Genomic DNA, 15,981 nt, shown 5'->3' with positions numbered 1-15,981 from the left:
CCGACAGCCTAAGGACTACTCGGCCGCCAGTTCCTCGACGCTCGGGCAGGAGCAGACCAAATTCCGGTCGCCGTACGCCCCGTCGATCCGGCCGACCGGCGGCCAGTACTTGTCGGCCCGGACCGCCGGGTTCGGGAACACCGCCTCCTCGCGGGAGTACGGGCGGGTCCACTCGGCGGTGGCGAGGACGTCCGCGGTGTGCGGGGCGTTGCGCAACGGGTTGTCGTCGGCCGGCCACTCGCCGGCGGCGACGCGGTCGATCTCCCCGGCGATCGCGATCATCGCGTCGCAGAAGCGGTCGAGCTCACCGAGGTCCTCGCTCTCGGTCGGCTCGACCATGAGCGTGCCCGCGACGGGGAACGAGACCGTCGGTGCGTGGAAGCCGTAGTCGATCAGCCGCTTCGCGACGTCGTCGACGGTGACGCCGGTGGCCTTGGTGATCGGGCGCAGGTCGAGGATGCACTCGTGCGCGACCAGGCCGTTGCGGCCGGTGTAGAGCACCGGGAAGTGCTTGCCGAGCCGCGCCGCCACGTAGTTCGCGGCGAGGATCGCGACCTGCGTCGCGCGCAGCAGACCGTCGGGCCCCATCAGACGGATGTACGCCCACGGGATCGGCAGAATCCCCGCGCTGCCGAACGGCGCGGCCGAGATCGGGCCAACGCCGGTGGCCGGGCCCGCCTCCGCCACCAGCGGGTGGTTCGGCAGGTACGGCGCGAGGTGGGACTTCACCGCGACGGGGCCGACGCCCGGACCACCGCCGCCGTGCGGGATGCAGAAGGTCTTGTGCAGGTTCAGGTGCGAGACGTCGCCGCCGAACTCGCCGGGCTTGGCCAGCCCGAGCAGCGCGTTGAAGTTCGCGCCGTCGATGTAGACCTGGCCGCCCGCGGAGTGCACGAGGTCGCACAGTTCGCGGATGCCGTCCTCGAACACGCCGTGCGTCGAGGGGTAGGTGACCATGATCACCGCGAGCCGCTCGCGGTGGTCGCCGATCTTCGCCCGCAGGTCGTCGAGGTCGACCTCGCCGGCATTGTTCGCCGCGACCACGACGACGCGCATGCCGGCCATCACCGCGGACGCCGCGTTCGTGCCGTGCGCCGAGGCGGGGATCAGGCAGACGTCGCGCTCCGCGTGGCCGTTCGCCTTGTGGAAGGCACGGATCGCCAGCAGGCCGGCGAGCTCGCCCTGCGACCCGGCGTTCGGCTGCAGCGAGACGCGGTCGTAGCCGGTGAGCTCGGCGAGCCAGTACTCCAGGTCGCGGATCAGCGTCAGGTAGCCCGGCCAGTCCTCGGCCGGCGCGAACGGGTGGATCGCACCGAAGCGGGGCCAGGTGATCGGCTCCATCTCGGTCGTCGCGTTGAGCTTCATCGTGCAGGAGCCCAGCGGGATCATCCCGCGGTCGAGCGCGTAGTCCTTGTTCGCGAGCTTGCGGACGTAGCGCAGCATCGCCGTCTCGCTGCGGTGGGAGTGGAACACCGGTGCGGTGAGGAACTCCGTCGTCCGGCCGAGGTCCTCCGGGTAGAGGTCGCCGACCGTGACGTCGTCGCCCGTCACGGGGACCGCGCCGAACGCGGCGAGCACGGCCGCGACGTGGGCGAAGGTCGTGGTCTCGCCGCAGGCGATGCGGACGCGGTCGGGTCCGTCCAGGCCGAGGTTGATGTCGGCCCGCCGGGCGTTGGCGACGACGGTCGACGCGCGTCCCGGCACCGAGACCAGCAGGGTGTCGAAGAAGTGGTCGTGGACGAGGCGGATGCCCGCGTGCCGCAGCCCGTCGGCGATGGCCTTGGCCCGGCCGTGGACCTGCCGCGCGATCGCGGTCAGCCCCTCCGGCCCGTGGTAGATCGCGTACAGCGCGGCGATGACGGCCAGCAGCACCTGCGCGGTACAGATGTTGGACGTCGCCTTCTCACGCCGGATGTGCTGCTCGCGCGTCTGCAGCGCGAGCCGGTAGGCCGGACGACCGGCGGAGTCCACCGACTGCCCGACGAGCCGGCCGGGCAGCGCGCGCTCCAGACCGGCCCGCACCGCGACGAACCCCGCGTGCGGGCCGCCGAAACCGAGCGGGACGCCGAAGCGCTGCGCGCTGCCGACGGCGATGTCCACGCCCCACGACCCGGGCGCCTCGATCAGCGTGCAGGCCAGCAGATCGGCGGCCGCGGTGACCATCGCGCCGCGGGAGTGCGCCGCGTCCGCGAGCGCCGCGTAGTCCGCGCGGGGCCGCAGGCGGCCGCTCGCGCCCGGGTACTGCACGACGACACCGAACACGTCCCCGTCCGGGATGCCCGCCGTCAGGTCCGCGACCTCGACGTCGATCCCCAGCGCCTCACAGCGCGTGCGGACGACCTCGACGGTCTGCGGGAGGCAGTCGGCGTCGAGCACCACGCGCGCGTCGGGCATCCCGCGCACCGAGCGGCGCATCAGCGTCACGGCCTCGGCGACCGCGGTGCCCTCGTCGAGCAGCGACGCGTTGGCGATCGCGAGACCCATCAGGTCCGAGACCACGGTCTGGAACGCGAGCAGGACCTCGAGCCGGCCCTGCGAGATCTCCGGCTGGTACGGCGTGTAGGCCGTGTACCAACCGGGGTTCTCCAGCACCTTGCGCAGGATCACGCCGGGAGTTGCGGTCTCGTAGTAGCCGAGACCGATCATCTGCTGACGCACCGTGTTGCGGCTCGACAGCGCGCGGATCTCGGCGAGGACCTCGTCCTCGGACAGGGCCGGTGGCACCGCGAGCGGCGCCCCGTCCTCGAAGGGCAGCCGGATCGAGTCCGGCACGGCCGCGGTGGCAAGGGCCGTCAGCGAGTCGTAGCCGAGCGCGGCGAGCATCGTCGCCTGTTCGGCATCGGAGGGGCCGACGTGACGGGCGACGAAAGGACCGAGCACGCCGAAGAGCTTATGGGGTCGGGAACCCTTACGGCGTCGGGGTCGGCGACGCGCTGCCGCCCTTGCGCAGCGCCGGCGGAACGATCTCCCGCACGACCCAGCTCTTCTCGGCGTTGCTCCACTGCAGCTGGACCAGGAAGCTCAGGTTGTTCTGCGCCGGCGTGGAGAAGACGTTCTTGCCGTCGCGGTCGAGCTCGACGTAGCGGGTCTTGGCGAGTTTGAGCTCGACGTTGGTGACGTTCTGGGCCTTGGACGCGTCGACCGAGCTGACCGTGACCTGCCCGCCGTCGCTCTTCCCGCGGGCCCAGGCGGTGGAGATGTCGCCGACCGTGGCGCGGCAGATGATGCACTGCGGGTGCGTGTACTTGATCAGCGTCGAGATGTTGCCGGACGAGTAGGCCTTGTTCAGGACCTCCTCGAAGTAGTACTTCGCGAACGCCTCGGCCCCGGCGTCGGTGTTCTTGGTCGCCGCGTCCGGGATCGTCGCGACGCCGCCGATGCCACCGGCCGCGGGGCTGCTCGCCGGACCACCCAGCGGATCGGAGTCGTCGCCCCCGCAGGCGGTCAGGGCGAGCACGGCAGCGGCGGACAGGGCGGCGGCGCGCAGGGCGCGGGACGTCGTCGACATGCGGAAAAGCCTATTCGGGACGCGGGCGCGCCGCTTGGTACGCCGCGAGTGCGGCGTCCGCCCGGGCCAGCGCGGCGGGCGGCAGGACGCGCGGCGTCCCGGCCGCGGCGGCGCGGAGATACACGTCAGCGAGCCATTCGAGGACGATCGCGAGCTCGAGCGCCTGCGCGACGTCGGCCCCGATCGTGACCGCACCGTGATGTGCGAGCAGCGCCCCACGCCGCCCGTCGAGGGCCGCGGCGGTCGCCGCGGCGAGCTCGTCCGACCCGAACGGGTGGTACGGCGCGACGCGGACCGGACCGCCGAACATCGCGACGTAGTAGTGGACGGCCGGCAGCTCGTCGACCAGCAGCGTCAACGCGGTCGCCGCCGGCGAGTGGGTGTGCACGACCGCCCCGGCGTCGGTGGCCGCATACACCGCGAGGTGCAGCGGCAGCTCCGACGACGGCCGGTGCCGGGCGTCGAGCGCCGTGCCGTCGAGGGCGTGCAGCCCGACGTCGGCCGGGGTCAGGCGGGCGTAGTCGAGCCCACTCGGGGTGACGGCGACCACGTCGCCGTCACGCACGCTGACGTTCCCCGCGGTGCCCACGACGAGCCCGGCGGCGACCATCCCGGCCACCGCCGACACGACGTCGGCGCGAGCGCGCTCGCTCAGGCGGGAGCCCCCGCGAGGACCTCCACGAACACGTGCGAGGCGATGTGTGGGTCGAGTTCGATCGTCTCCCCGGCCTGGCCGACGAGCACGCCGCCCGGCGCGGTCCGCGCCACGACGGACCCACCCGGACGGACGCCGGCGCGGAACATGCCGCGCACCACGGCGAGGTCGTCCTGCGCCGGCTCCGCGATGCGGCGCACCACGACGGAGACGCCGTCGGCGGTGGCCACGCGGTCGAGGGACTGCAGGCCCTCGAGGAAGTCGTCGTCGGGGCGGTTGTCGCCGAGCTCGTCCAACCCCGGGATCGGGTTGCCGTACGGCGACTCGGTCGGGTGGTTCAGCAGATCGAGGATCTTGCGCTCGACCGACTCCGAGAGGACGTGCTCCCACTTGCACGCCTCGGCGTGCACCTCGGCGGGCTCGATGCCGATGACCGAGACCAGCAGGCACTCCGCGAGACGGTGCTTCCGCATGACGCGGACCGCGTACTCGCGGCCGCGCTCGGTCAGCTCCAGGTGCCGGTCACCCTGCACGGTGACGAGACCGTCGCGCTGCATGCGCGCGACCGTCTGGCTGACCGTCGGGCCGCTCTGGCTCAGCCGCTCCGCGATCCGGGCACGCAGCGGCACCACACCCTCTTCCTCCAGCTCGAAGATCGTCCGGAGGTACATCTCGGTGGTGTCGATCAGATCGCCCATGGGGAAGCCATCCTTTCTGCGGGCCCTGCCCAAACCGCCACTCTAGCCGTCAGAACCGAACGGGGGCGGTGAGCGGAAAGTGGCAGGCCACACGGTGCGGCGCGCCACCCACTGCGCGCAACACAGGCTCCTGCTCGGCGCACCGGTCCTGGGCGATCGGGCACCGGGTGCGGAACCGGCACCCCGACGGCGGCGAGATCGGGCTGGGCACCTCGCCGGCCAGGCGGACCCGGGCCCGCGGCGCGGGGTCGTCGCTGTGGTCGAGCTCCGGCACCGCCGAGAGCAGGGCGTGCGTGTACGGGTGGAGCGGTGCGGCGTAGAGGGCGGACGCCGGAGCGGTCTCGACGATCTTGCCCAGGTACATCACCGCGACCCGGTGTGAGACGTGCCGCACGACCGCGAGGTCGTGGGCGATGAAGACGTAGGTGAGGCCGAGGTCCCGCTGCAGCTGCCGGAGCAGGTTCACGATCTGCGCCTGGATGGAGACGTCCAGGGCCGAGACCGGCTCGTCGGCGACGATCAGGCTCGGGTTCAGCGCCAGCGCCCGCGCGATGCCGATCCGCTGCCGCTGCCCGCCGGAGAACTGGTGCGGGTAGCGGTTGTAGTGCTCGGGGTTGAGGCCGACGGTCTCCAGCAGCTCCTGCACCCGGCGCTTGCGCCCGCCGGGCGGGTCGATGCCGTTGACCTCCAGCGGCGCGGCGACGATCGCGCCGACCGTGTGCCGCGGGTTCAGCGACGCGTACGGGTCCTGGAAGATCATCTGGATCTTCGGTCGGAGCGGACGCAGCTCCTTCGTCGACAGGTGCGCGATGTCCCGGCCCTCGAACTCGATCGTGCCGGCGGTGGGCTCGAGCAGCCGCGCGACCAGCCGGCCCGTCGTCGTCTTGCCGCAGCCGGACTCCCCCACCAGCCCGAGCGTCTCGCCGGAGTCGACGTCGAAGTCGATCCCGTCGACGGCGTGCACGGCCGCGACCGGGCGCTGCCCCCACAGCCGACCCGACCGCACCGGGAAGTGCTTCACCAGCCCCTCGACGCGGAGCAGCGGCCCGGTCACCGGACACCCTCCACGTCGCTCGCACCGGCCTCGCCGCGCCACAACGGCAGCAGGCGCTCGACGACGATCCGTTCGCGCTCGCCGGTGCGCAGGTGGCAGGCGGCGACGGTGCCCAGCGCGGGGGTGAGCGCCGGCACCTCGGTCGCGCACCGGTCGTCCGGGACCAGGGGCGAGTAGTCGCACCGCGGCCGGAACGCGCAGCCGGGCGGCAGGTCGATCAGGCTCGGCGGGGTGCCGCGGATCGCGAGCAGGTCGGAGTCCACCGCCGCCGTCAGGCGGGGGACCGAGGAGAGCAGTCCCCAGGTGTACGGGTGGCCGGGGCGGGTGAGCACGGCGCGGGTCGGGCCGCGCTCTGCCGCGCGCCCCGCGTACAGAACCAGCACCTCGTCGGCCACCTGCGAGACCACCCCGAGGTCGTGGGTGATGAGGATGATCGCGGAGGAGAACTCGGCCTGGAGGTCGGCGAGGAGGTCGAGGATCTGCGCCTGGACGGTGACGTCGAGCGCGGTCGTCGGCTCGTCGGCGATCAGCAGGTCCGGGTCGCACGCGAGCGCCATCGCGATCATCGCGCGCTGACGCATCCCCCCGGAGAACTCGTGCGGGTAGGAGTCGACCCGTTCCTCCGGCCGCGGGATGCCGACGCGGCCGAGCAGATCGATCGCACGCTGCCGTGCCTGCTTCTTGGTCACCTGGTTGTGGAGGCGGTAGCCCTCGGCGATCTGGTGGCCCACCGAGTAGTAGGGCGAGAGCGCGGTCAGCGCGTCCTGGAACACCATCGCCATCGCCGGGCCACGCAGCCGGTTCAGCGCCGGCTCACCGAGCCCGACGAGGTCCTGTCCACGCAGCCGGATCTCGCCGGTCACCGTGGTCCGGCGCCGATCGTGCAGCCCCAGGATCGCCAGCCCGGTGACCGTCTTGCCGGACCCCGACTCACCGACGATGCCGAGCGTGCGTCCGCGCTCGAGCGTGAACGACAGGCCGTCGACGGCGCGCACCACGCCGTCGTCGGTCCCGAAGCTGACGTGGAGGTCGCGAACCTCGAGGAAGGGCGGCTCGGGGGTGGTGGTCATGTGATCCGCACCCGCGGGTCGATGACGGCGTACAGCAGGTCCACGATCAGGTTGCCGATGACGATGAACGCCGCGGCGATCAGGACCGTCGCCATGATCAACGGCAGGTCGTCGGAGTTGATCGCGGTCAGCGCGAGCTTCCCGACGCCCTGGATGTTGAACACCGTCTCGGTGATGATCGCGCCGCCGAGCAGGGTGGCGAGGTCGAGACCGAAGACGGTGAGGACGGGGGTGACCGTCGCGCGGCCGGTGTGCTTGAGGTGCAACGTGCGCGACGGGAGACCGCGGGCCCGGCCGGCCCGGACGAAGTCCTCGCCGAGCGCCTCGATCGCGCTCGCCCGCGTCAGCCGCGCGTACACCGCGATGCTGACGAAGGCGAGCACGATCCACGGCAGCAGCAGGCCCTGGAACCAGCCGATCGGGTCGTCGGTCAACGGGACGTACCGCGCCTGGGGCATCCACCCGAGCTGGTTGACGAAGATGTTCGACAGCAGCGGGCCCAGGAAGAAGATCTGCACCGACGCGCCGACCAGGCTGAACGAGATGCCGGCCCGGTCGAGCAGGCTCCCGGCCCGCAGGGCGGAGATCGCGCCGAGACCGACCCCCACGGCGAGGAACAGCACCGCGGCTCCGAGCGCCAGCGAGAGCGTCGCGGGATAACGGTCGACGACCGTGTCCCACACCGGCTGCTGGTTGCTGAAGGAGTACCCGAAGCAGGGGACGTCGCAGTGCACGAGCTCACCGGCCTGGGTGAAGTCCCGCCCGACGAAGATCCCTTTCATGAACGCCCCGTACTGCACCAGCACCGGGTCGTCGATGCCGAGGCCGGCCCGGATGTCGGCCAGGCGCTCGGGCGTGCAGGTCTTGCCGCACGAGAGCCGGGCCGGGTCACCCGGGATCGCGAAGAACAGCAGGAACGTCGTGAAGCTGACCACGGCCAGGATCACCACCGCGCCGATCAAGCGGCGGATCACGTATCGCAGCACCGGGCCGACCTTCCGTCGGGACTGTCGCTCTGACGGGAGGTCAGGTCAGGGCTTGACGAAGATCGTGTTGAGCGAGACGCGCCCGTGGAGCGTGTCCTGGAAGACGCCGCCGATCTTCGGACCGTAGAGCTGCATGCTCTTGACGTAGATGTCCGGGATCACCGGCACGAGCTCCATGATCTTGCGGTCCAGGGCCGCCCACCGCTTGCCCGCCTCCTCGGGGTCGGTGATCAGCTCGATCTCGTCGATCTCGGAGTTGATGGCGGGGTCGTTCAGGAAGGACCAGTTGAACCCGCCGCGACCGATGCGCCGGCCGTCGAACAGCACCGGGTAGACCGTCGCCCCGCTCGGCCAGTCCGCGCCCCAGGCGAGGCTGTACAGGTCGAACTTGTTGTTCGGGTCGCTGAGCTCGTCCGAGGCCGTCTTCGGGTTGATCGGCTTCTTCACGACCTCGAAGCCGGCGCGCTCCAGCCCGGCGACGACCGCCACCGCGATCTGCTCACCGCGCGGGAGGTTGCCGTAGGCGTAGACGATCCGCTGGTTGGGCTTGCCGGCCTCGGCGAGCAGCTGCTTCGCCTTCTCCGGGTCGCCCTCCGGCGGGACGTTCCACATGTCGTTGGGCTCCCAGCCGACCAGGGTCGGGGAGCCGATGGTGGACGAGAAGTCACCGTGGCTCGGACCGCCGAGGATCTGCCGGATCTGCTGGCGGGGGAAGGCGTACATCAGCGCCTGACGCACCTTCAGGTCCGTGATGCGCTTGGTGTTGATCACCTCGGTCGCGGCGTACGGGGTGTAGCCGGAGATCGTGCGGGCCAGCAGGTCCGGGGTGCTGACGACCTGCTGCAGAACCTCGGGCGAGACGTTGTCGATGACGGTCATCGCCGCCTGGTCCTCGCCGTTGGCGGCGATCAGACGTTGATTGGTCTGCAGCGGGAGCTCACCGAAGCTGAACTCCCACCGGTCCGGGAACGCGGTGCGGATCGGGTCCGACTCGGCCTTCCACGCGTCGTTGCGGACCAGCGTCATCGACTTGTCGACCTTGTGCGACTCGATCTTGTAGGGCCCGGAGGCGAAGGGGTCGAGCGTGTACTTGCCCCGGGTGTCCTTGGCCTTCTTCACCGGCGCTCCGGCCGGCATTGCGAGTGCGAAGGGCACGTCCGGCCGGGGGCGGTTGAACTTCAGCACGACCGTCTTCGGGTTCGGCGCCGTGACGTTCTTCAGCGACTTCCCGCCGTACGGGCCGTCGTAGTGCTTGCGGTAGTTCTCGCTGTCCGCGAACCAGGACTGCAGGTAGGTCGGGCCCTCGGTGTACTCCTTGGCGAACGTGCGCTCGAGGCCGTACTTGACGTCGGCGGCCGTGATCGGCGTCCCGTCCTCCCACGTCACGCCGTCGCGCAGCGTGTAGGTCCAGGTCTTGCCCTTGTCCTTCGTGACACCGGTGTTGGTCGCCAGGTCGCCGACGAGGTCGATCTTGTCGCCGTTCTGCCGGTAGCCGGTCAGCGTGCGGGTGATCAGCTGGGAGACCACGCCCTCGTGGCTGGAGTAGATCCGGGCCGGGTCGAGGTGCTGGTAGTCGATGACGTCGTAGACGCGCACGGTGCCGCCCGCGACCGCGCCCTCGGGCGCCGGCGCCGGCCCCGCCGCGGAGTCGTCGAACCCGTAGGCGAAGACCGGCGGTTTGCCGTCGAGGTTGTCCAGCCCGGCCGAGGCCGCCGAGTCGTCGTCGTTCCCGCCTCCCCCGCAGCCGGTCACCAGGAGCGCGGCGGCGAGGAGGACGGGCATCCGGGACCGCGTCAGTCGTTTCATCGGAGCCCCTTGGGGTCGAGGGCGTCGCGGACCGCGTCGCCCAGCAGGTTGAACGCCAGCACCATCACCAGCAGCGCGCCGCCGGGGATGAGCATGTAGGCCGGGTCGGCCAGGTACACCTGGGCACCGCGGTTGACCATGCGGCCCCAGTCCGGGATCGGTTCGGTGATCCCGATGTTCAGGTAGGCCAGCGCCGCCTCGGCGGTGATGATCGTGGGCACCGCCATCGAGAACACCACGAGGATCGGCGACCAGAGGTTCGGCAGCAGCTCCTTGCGGACGATCCGCCACGTCCCCGCGCCCGACATCCGGGCGGCGTCGACGAACTCGCGCTCGCGCAGCGAGAGCACCTGACCCCGGATCAGGCGGGCCTGGAACACCCACCCGAACAGCGAGAACAGGACGATGACGGTGACGAAGCGCAACGCCGTCGACGCCTCCTCCTCGTCGCCGACGAACACGTCCTCGACGACGACGCTGAGCGCGATCAGCATCATCAGCCCGGGGAGGGCGAGCACGACGTCAATGATCCAGACGCCGAGCGCGTCGACCCGACCGCCGAGGTAGCCGGTGACGATGCCGAAGACGACGCCGATCGTCGAGGTGATCAGCGCGACCGAGAACGCGATGAACAACGACGTCCGCGCGCCGTAGACGAGCTGCATGAACACGTCGCGGCCGAGGCTGGGTTCGAGCCCGAGCCAGTGCTCACCGCTCATCCCGCCACCGGCGCCGATCGGGAAGCCGAAGGTGTTGAGGAGGCCGGGTTCGTTGAGTCCGTACGTGGTGTCCGCGTCCTTGCCGTAGAGCCAGGAGATCACCGGCGCCAGGGCGGCGACCGCGAGAAAGAACAGCACCACGCAGGCCGCGGCGACCCCGACGCGGTCGCGCCGGAACCGCTGCCACGCGATCTGCCGCGGGGAGCGTCCGACGTCCCGGGCCCGCAGCTCCGCCCCGTCGCTGTCCGCCGGGGGCGGAGGGATCACGATCGAGGCCACGGGAGATCAGGGCTTCACGAAGAGTCCGTTGAGGTTCACGATCCCGAAGATCGCGTCGAGCGTCGCGTTGCCGACCCGAGGCCCGGCCAACTGGGCCGCCCGGTCGTACCGGTACGGGATCATCGGCACGAGCGCCATCACCTTGCGGTCGAGTTCCGCCCACTCCTTGCCGGCGACGATCGGGTCAGTGAGCTGGGAGATCCGATCGATCTCGGCGTCGATCTCCTGATTCCGGAAGTGGGCGAAGTTCGTGCCCAGCTCGACGGCCCGGCTGCTGTGGAGCAGCGGCGGGTAGACCGTCGACCCGCCGGGCCAGTCCCAGCCCCACCCGCCCTGGAAGAGGTCGAGCTTGGCGTCGAGCTTGCCGATCTCGTCGTAGTAGTTCTTCGCGGACAGCCGCTTGGTGACGACCTCGAACCCGGCCTCGGAGAGCGCACGCTCGAGGACGACCGCACCCCGCTCGTGGTCGTCGGTCTGCGGGTACGCGTAGACGATCTTCTGGCCGACCTTGCCGGCTGCCTCCAGGATCGCCTTCGCCTTGGCGGGGTCGCCCTCCGGCGTCGCGCCGTGGACGTTCGAGTCCTCGTGCCCGACCAGGGTCGGGCCGGAGATGGTGTTGGCGAAGTCGCCGACGATCGGACCGCCGGCGATCTGGCGCAGCTGCTGCCGCGGCAACGCGTGGAGCAGCGCCTTGCGCACCTCGACGTCGGGAATCCGCAGGGTGTTGATCGCGAAGTAGAAGACGAACGGCGTGTAGCCCGCGATCATCCGCTGACTCAGCTCGGGAGTGCTGGTCACCTGCGCCAGCAGTTCGGTCGCGATGTTCTGCAGCAACGGGACCGCCGCCGCGTCCCCGCCGTTGCCCGCGATGATCCGCTGGTACTGCGCGAGGCGCTGGTCGCCCCAGAGGAACTCGTACCTGTCGGGGTACTGGTAGCGGATCGGGTCCGACTCCGGCTTCCACGCCTCGTTGCGGACCAGCGTCATCGACTTGTCGATCTGCCGCGAGCCGATCTTGTACGGCCCGGAGGCGAACGGCCGCTGGTCGTACTTGCCGCGGGTGTCCTTGCTCTTCTTCACCGGGCCGGTCGAGACCATCGTCAGCGCGAACGGGACGTCGGCCTGCGCCTTCGGGAACTTGAGGACGACGGTCTTCTCGTCCGGCGTGGAGATCGCCTTGAGGGACTGCCCGTCGTACGGGCCGGCGTAGACCTTGCGGAAGTCGGTACGCCCGGCCAGCCACTCCTGCAGGTACGTGGGGCCCTCGGCGTAACCGGAGAAGAACGTGCGCTCGATGCCGTACTTGACGTCGGCGGACGTGATCGGCGACCCGTCCTCCCACGTCACGCCGTCGCGCAGCGTGTAGGTCCAGGTCTTGCCGTTGTCCTTCATAACGCCGGTGTTGGTCGCCAGGTCGCCGACGAGCTCGACCTTGCCGCCGACCTGCCGGTAGCCGGTCAGCGTGCGCATCATCAGGCCGGCGACCATGCCCGCGGTGTTGACGTAGATCCGCGCCGGGTCGAGGTGGGAGATGTCCGAGTCGTCGAGCACCCGGAGCGTGCCGCCCGGGGTGGCGCCCTCGACCGGCGGCGCCGGGCCGACCGCGTCGTCGTCCACGCTGAACGAGACCGCCGCGGGCTTCTCCTCCGGGTTCGTGGTCTGCGCCGACGAGTCGTCGCCGCCGTCCCCGCAGGCGGACAGGGCCAGCGCGAGGACCAGGGTCAACGCCGAAGCGGACCGGTAACGGCGAGACGCCATACGGACCTCCGGGGACGGTGTCACCGGACGGCAGATCCCGGCGACTCGGCCCAACCTAAAGCCTCCACCGACGCCGTCGAAGTACCGATTTGTTTCCAATTTCCGACAGCGTCCGGCCGCGGCATAGCCTCGGCCGATGAGCGCGAACGTTCTGTGGTTCCGCCGCGACCTTCGGTTGCGGGACAACCCCGCGCTCCTGGCCGCGGCCGGGCAGGCCGGCTTCGGTGACCGGCCGTCAGCGGTCGTTCCGCTGTTCGTGGTCGATCCCGCGCTCTGGCAGCCGTCGGGCGCGGTGCGCCGTGCGTACCTCGTGGCGTCGTTGGGCGCTCTGGGTGACCGCATCGGCGGCGACGGCCTGCTGATCCGGCGGGGCGACCCGGTGGCGGAGGTCGTCTCCGTGGCCCGCGCGGCGGACGCCCCGGTCGTGTACGCGGCGGCGGACTTCGGCCCGTACGGACGCGCGCGGGACTCCCGGGTCGCGGCGGCCCTCGAGGCCCACGGCATCCGGTTGGAGTTCGTCGGCTCGCCCTACGCCGTCGCCCCGGGCCGGGTCACCAAGGACTCGGGCGAGCCGTACCAGGTGTTCTCCCCGTTCTTCCGGGCCTGGTGTGCGCACGGGTGGCGGGAGCCGGCGGGCTCGCCGCGCTCGGTCCGCTGGGAGTACCCGCTGGTCTCGTCCGAGCTGCCGGCCGCGCCGGTGCCGGAGGGGCTGCGGCTGCCGACCGCGGGCGAGGACGCGGCGCTGCGCCGGTGGCGGGCCTTCCGTGACCGGTCGCTGCCCGACTACGCCGACGCCCGCAACCGCCCGGACCTCGACGGGACCTCGCAGTTGTCCCACGCGCTGAAGTGGGGCGAGATCCACCCGCGGACCCTGCTGGCCGACCTCGACCCCGAGGGCGACGAGACGTACCTCAAGGAGCTGGCCTGGCGGGAGTTCTACGCCGACGTCCTGTTCCACCGTCCCGAGAGCGCCCGCGAGTACCTGCGGGCCGAGTACGCCCGCATGCGGTACGCGGAGCCCGACGAGGCCTTCGAGGCGTGGTGCTCCGGCCGCACCGGCTTCCCGTTCGTCGACGCAGGGATGCGCCAGCTCCGCGCCGAGGGGTGGGTGCACAACCGGGTGCGGATGGTCGTCGCGTCGTTCCTCGTGAAGGACCTGCACGTCGAGTGGCAGCACGGCGCGCGGCACTTCCTGCGCTGGCTCCGCGACGGCGACCTCGCGTCGAACCAGCACGGGTGGCAGTGGGTCGCGGGGTGCGGTACCGACGCCGCGCCGTACTTCCGGGTGTTCAACCCGGTGACCCAGGGGCTGAAGTTCGACCCGACCGGCGACTACGTCCGGCGCTACGTCCCGGAGCTCGCGCACCTCGACGGCAAGGCCGCCCACACCCCGTGGGAGGTCCTCGACGGGTACGCCCACGGCTACCCGGAGCGGATCGTCGACCACGCCGCCGAGCGCGCCGAGGCCCTGGCCCGGCTGGCGGAGATCTCCCCACCCCGACCCCGTTGACAAGGGGTGACACCCTCTCCGGACACGTCGACCCCGGACACGTTGACAAGGGGTGACACCCTCTCCGGACACGTCGACCCCGACCCCGTCGACAAGGGGTGACACCCTTTGTCGACGGGCAGGGAATCGGCATGGCGACACGGACCCGGCCGGACCGTCCCGGCGCCGAGGCCTGGGTCCCGGACGACGGGGACCTGGGCGCCCTGGCCGCCGCGGCCGAGGAGTGCCGGGGCTGCGAGCTGTACGCCCCCGCGACCCAGGTCGTCTTCGGTGCCGGCGACCCCCGCGCCCGCTGCCTGATGGTCGGCGAGCAGCCCGGCGACCGTGAGGACGTCGAGGGCGAACCGTTCGTCGGCCCCGCCGGGCGGCTGCTCGATGCGGCAATGGCGGAGGCCGGACTGCCGCGGGAATCGGTGTGGCTGACGAACGCCGTCAAGCATTTTCGGTTTTCCGAGCGGGGCAAGCGCCGGCTGCACCAGTCCCCGGACGCCGGCCACATCACCGCCTGCCGCCCGTGGCTGGCGGCCGAGCTCGAGCGCGTCCGGCCCGAGCTGATCGTCGCCCTCGGGGCGATCGCCGGCCGGGCCCTGGCCGGTCCCGCGTTCCGGGTGACGAAGGAGCGCGGCGTCCTCCTCCCGTGGCCGGACCGCGCCGCCCGCGGCCTGGTGCCGGCGGACGTTCCCGAGGGCTCCCCCGCGGCGCAGCTGCTCGCGACCGTGCACCCCTCCGCGGTCCTCCGCTCCGACGACCGCGAGACCGCCTTCGCCGCCCTCGTCGCGGACCTTCGCGTCGCCGCCGACGCCCTCGGATAGGGCGCCCACGTAGACGGGCCGAAGTGCGCCGAGTGCGCAGCTGAGCCCCGGTTCGACGGGCCCAACCGGGGCCGATCTGCGCACTCGGTTGAGTTGAAGCGCGACCACGACACCCGACCAGCCCGAGCCGACTGTCCCCTCCGCCGACCTCCGGGTCGCCGCCGACGCCCTTTCCTGAAAGCCAACCTGAGAGCTTCGCGACCCGGCCCGAAATCCCTCGACACGATTCCCGGCCGCGACGTACCGTCGTCAGTACACGGAAGGGAGGTGGTCCACGCTTTGAGTAGCTGTCGGACGCGTGAGGTGGCTGCAAGCTAGCCGCATTGACTAGGTGCCTTCACCGGACCGCAGGTCTGCGGCCAGGCGAATCCACTGCAGTCACCGGAGCCCGTGGGTGCTCGGGGTTACGTCCCTCCGAGCAGCCGGTCATTCGACCGGCAGCCCGCGGGCTCTTTTCTGTCCGGAGCCCGGACCCGCCACCGCCGCGACCCGCGCACGATCAAACCCCAGGGCTCGCTGAACTCCCGAACGGGAGTACTACTCGGGTAGGATACGGGTATGAAGATCAGCGTCAGCCTGCCGGACGAGGACGTCGAACTGCTCGACAACTACGCCCGTACATCCGGGCTCGGGTCTCGTTCGGCTGCGCTGGCCCATGCCGTCCACCTGCTCCGGCACGAGTCGCTCGGCGACGAGTACGAGGCTGCTTGGGCCGAGTGGGAGGACGGCTCCGACGCCGAGGTGTGGCAGGCCGCTGTCGGCGACGGGCTGCCCGATGCGTCGCGGTGAGATCCGCCTCGTCGACCTCACTCCCACACGCGGCAGCGAGGCCAGCAAGGTCCGGCCCGCAGTAGTCGTGAGCAACGACCGCGCGAACGCCACGGCCGCGCGCCTCGGGCGCGGCGTGGTCACCGTCGTGCCCGTGACGAGCAACGTCGAGACGCTGTATTCGTTCCAGGTCCTGCTACCGAAGGCGGAGACCGGTCTTCGACTCGACAGCAAGGCGCAGGCAGAGCAGGTGCGCGCGGTGGCCGTGGAGCGAGTCGGCCCAGCGATAGCACGGCTGGGACCCGATCTGCTCCGCGCTGTGGACGACGCGCTCCGGCTCCACCTCGAACTCTGACGA

14 protein-coding genes are annotated in these 15,981 nt (G+C 71.3%); 4 read left to right on the top strand and 10 right to left on the bottom strand.

The genetic code is table 11. From position 1 onward, the window contains the following. Positions 1–15 precede the first annotated feature (15 nt). From gcvP to SPOPO_RS0111425, 10 genes are read right to left on the bottom strand one after another with little or no spacing between them, the layout of a single operon-like run. A complete protein-coding gene (gene gcvP, locus SPOPO_RS0111470; protein WP_019874921.1) occupies positions 16–2,880 on the bottom strand; it encodes an aminomethyl-transferring glycine dehydrogenase in 2,865 nt (954 codons plus the stop codon). A 28-nt stretch (positions 2,881–2,908) separates the two neighbouring features. Continuing rightward, positions 2,909–3,508: a DUF6318 family protein gene (locus SPOPO_RS0111465; RefSeq protein ID WP_019874920.1), complete on the bottom strand. Its 600-nt coding sequence runs from the start codon at positions 3,506–3,508 to the stop codon at positions 2,909–2,911. 10 nt (positions 3,509–3,518) lie between these two features. Further along, entirely contained in the window at positions 3,519–4,136 is a 618-nt protein-coding gene (locus SPOPO_RS29095; RefSeq protein WP_019874919.1) for a class II aldolase/adducin family protein, read from the bottom strand. A 23-nt stretch (positions 4,137–4,159) separates the two neighbouring features. Continuing rightward, on the bottom strand, positions 4,160–4,861 hold the full coding sequence (locus SPOPO_RS0111455; protein WP_019874918.1) for an iron-dependent transcriptional repressor DtxR: 702 nt from the start codon (positions 4,859–4,861) through the stop codon (positions 4,160–4,162). Between the two features lie 49 nt (positions 4,862–4,910). After that, entirely contained in the window at positions 4,911–5,915 is a 1,005-nt protein-coding gene (locus tag SPOPO_RS0111450) for an ABC transporter ATP-binding protein (RefSeq protein ID WP_019874917.1), read from the bottom strand. Beyond that, on the bottom strand, positions 5,912–6,985 hold the full coding sequence (locus SPOPO_RS0111445; RefSeq protein WP_019874916.1) for an ABC transporter ATP-binding protein: 1,074 nt from the start codon (positions 6,983–6,985) through the stop codon (positions 5,912–5,914). The genes SPOPO_RS0111450 and SPOPO_RS0111445 overlap by 4 nt, the downstream gene beginning before the upstream one ends. Then, complete coding sequence (locus SPOPO_RS0111440; RefSeq protein ID WP_019874915.1) at positions 6,982–7,971, bottom strand: ABC transporter permease; 990 nt, start codon at positions 7,969–7,971, stop codon at positions 6,982–6,984. Before SPOPO_RS0111440 ends, SPOPO_RS0111445 begins: the two co-directional genes overlap by 4 nt. Before the next feature lie 45 nt (positions 7,972–8,016). Continuing rightward, complete coding sequence (locus SPOPO_RS0111435) at positions 8,017–9,777, bottom strand: ABC transporter substrate-binding protein (RefSeq protein WP_156869811.1); 1,761 nt, start codon at positions 9,775–9,777, stop codon at positions 8,017–8,019. Next, positions 9,774–10,775: an ABC transporter permease gene (locus SPOPO_RS0111430; protein ID WP_019874913.1), complete on the bottom strand. Its 1,002-nt coding sequence runs from the start codon at positions 10,773–10,775 to the stop codon at positions 9,774–9,776. The genes SPOPO_RS0111435 and SPOPO_RS0111430 overlap by 4 nt, the downstream gene beginning before the upstream one ends. A gap of 6 nt (positions 10,776–10,781) precedes the next feature. Then, a complete protein-coding gene (locus tag SPOPO_RS0111425) occupies positions 10,782–12,533 on the bottom strand; it encodes an ABC transporter substrate-binding protein (protein ID WP_019874912.1) in 1,752 nt (583 codons plus the stop codon). A 136-nt stretch (positions 12,534–12,669) separates the two neighbouring features. Here SPOPO_RS0111425 and SPOPO_RS0111420 point away from each other — a divergent pair, with 136 nt between their 5' ends. From SPOPO_RS0111420 to SPOPO_RS0111405, 4 genes are all read left to right on the top strand, one after another. Then, positions 12,670–14,043 (top strand): cryptochrome/photolyase family protein, encoded by a 1,374-nt coding sequence (locus SPOPO_RS0111420; RefSeq protein WP_019874911.1) that lies wholly within the window; start codon positions 12,670–12,672, stop codon positions 14,041–14,043. 131 nt (positions 14,044–14,174) lie between these two features. Beyond that, positions 14,175–14,855: a UdgX family uracil-DNA binding protein gene (locus SPOPO_RS0111415; protein ID WP_019874910.1), complete on the top strand. Its 681-nt coding sequence runs from the start codon at positions 14,175–14,177 to the stop codon at positions 14,853–14,855. Positions 14,856–15,413: 558 nt separating this feature from the next. Next, the gene (locus tag SPOPO_RS0111410) at positions 15,414–15,644 is read left to right on the top strand and encodes a ribbon-helix-helix domain-containing protein (protein WP_019874909.1); all 231 of its coding nucleotides are present in this window, start codon (positions 15,414–15,416) and stop codon (positions 15,642–15,644) included. Further along, a complete protein-coding gene (locus tag SPOPO_RS0111405) occupies positions 15,631–15,978 on the top strand; it encodes a type II toxin-antitoxin system PemK/MazF family toxin (protein WP_019874908.1) in 348 nt (115 codons plus the stop codon). The genes SPOPO_RS0111410 and SPOPO_RS0111405 overlap by 14 nt, the downstream gene beginning before the upstream one ends. Positions 15,979–15,981 lie beyond the last annotated feature (3 nt).

The organism is Sporichthya polymorpha DSM 43042 (assembly GCF_000384115.1).
In the GTDB taxonomy this organism is placed as follows: domain Bacteria; phylum Actinomycetota; class Actinomycetes; order Sporichthyales; family Sporichthyaceae; genus Sporichthya; species Sporichthya polymorpha.
The sequence above is the reverse complement of the archived record's forward strand: the minus strand, read 5'-3'. Positions and strand labels throughout refer to the sequence as shown.

Excerpts from the sequence above, each read along its gene's own strand:
- SPOPO_RS0111465 (WP_019874920.1), bottom strand. The coding sequence starts at position 3,508 with ATGTCGACGACGTCCCGCGCCCTGCGCGCCGCCGCCCTGTCCGCCGCT.
- SPOPO_RS0111455 (WP_019874918.1), bottom strand. The coding sequence starts at position 4,861 with ATGGGCGATCTGATCGACACCACCGAGATGTACCTCCGGACGATCTTC.
- SPOPO_RS0111445 (WP_019874916.1), bottom strand. The coding sequence starts at position 6,985 with ATGACCACCACCCCCGAGCCGCCCTTCCTCGAGGTTCGCGACCTCCAC.
- SPOPO_RS0111435 (WP_156869811.1), bottom strand. The coding sequence starts at position 9,777 with ATGAAACGACTGACGCGGTCCCGGATGCCCGTCCTCCTCGCCGCCGCG.
- SPOPO_RS0111425 (WP_019874912.1), bottom strand. The coding sequence starts at position 12,533 with ATGGCGTCTCGCCGTTACCGGTCCGCTTCGGCGTTGACCCTGGTCCTC.
- SPOPO_RS0111420 (WP_019874911.1), top strand. The coding sequence starts at position 12,670 with ATGAGCGCGAACGTTCTGTGGTTCCGCCGCGACCTTCGGTTGCGGGAC.
- SPOPO_RS0111415 (WP_019874910.1), top strand. The coding sequence starts at position 14,175 with ATGGCGACACGGACCCGGCCGGACCGTCCCGGCGCCGAGGCCTGGGTC.
- SPOPO_RS0111410 (WP_019874909.1), top strand. The coding sequence starts at position 15,414 with ATGAAGATCAGCGTCAGCCTGCCGGACGAGGACGTCGAACTGCTCGAC.
- SPOPO_RS0111405 (WP_019874908.1), top strand. The coding sequence starts at position 15,631 with ATGCGTCGCGGTGAGATCCGCCTCGTCGACCTCACTCCCACACGCGGC.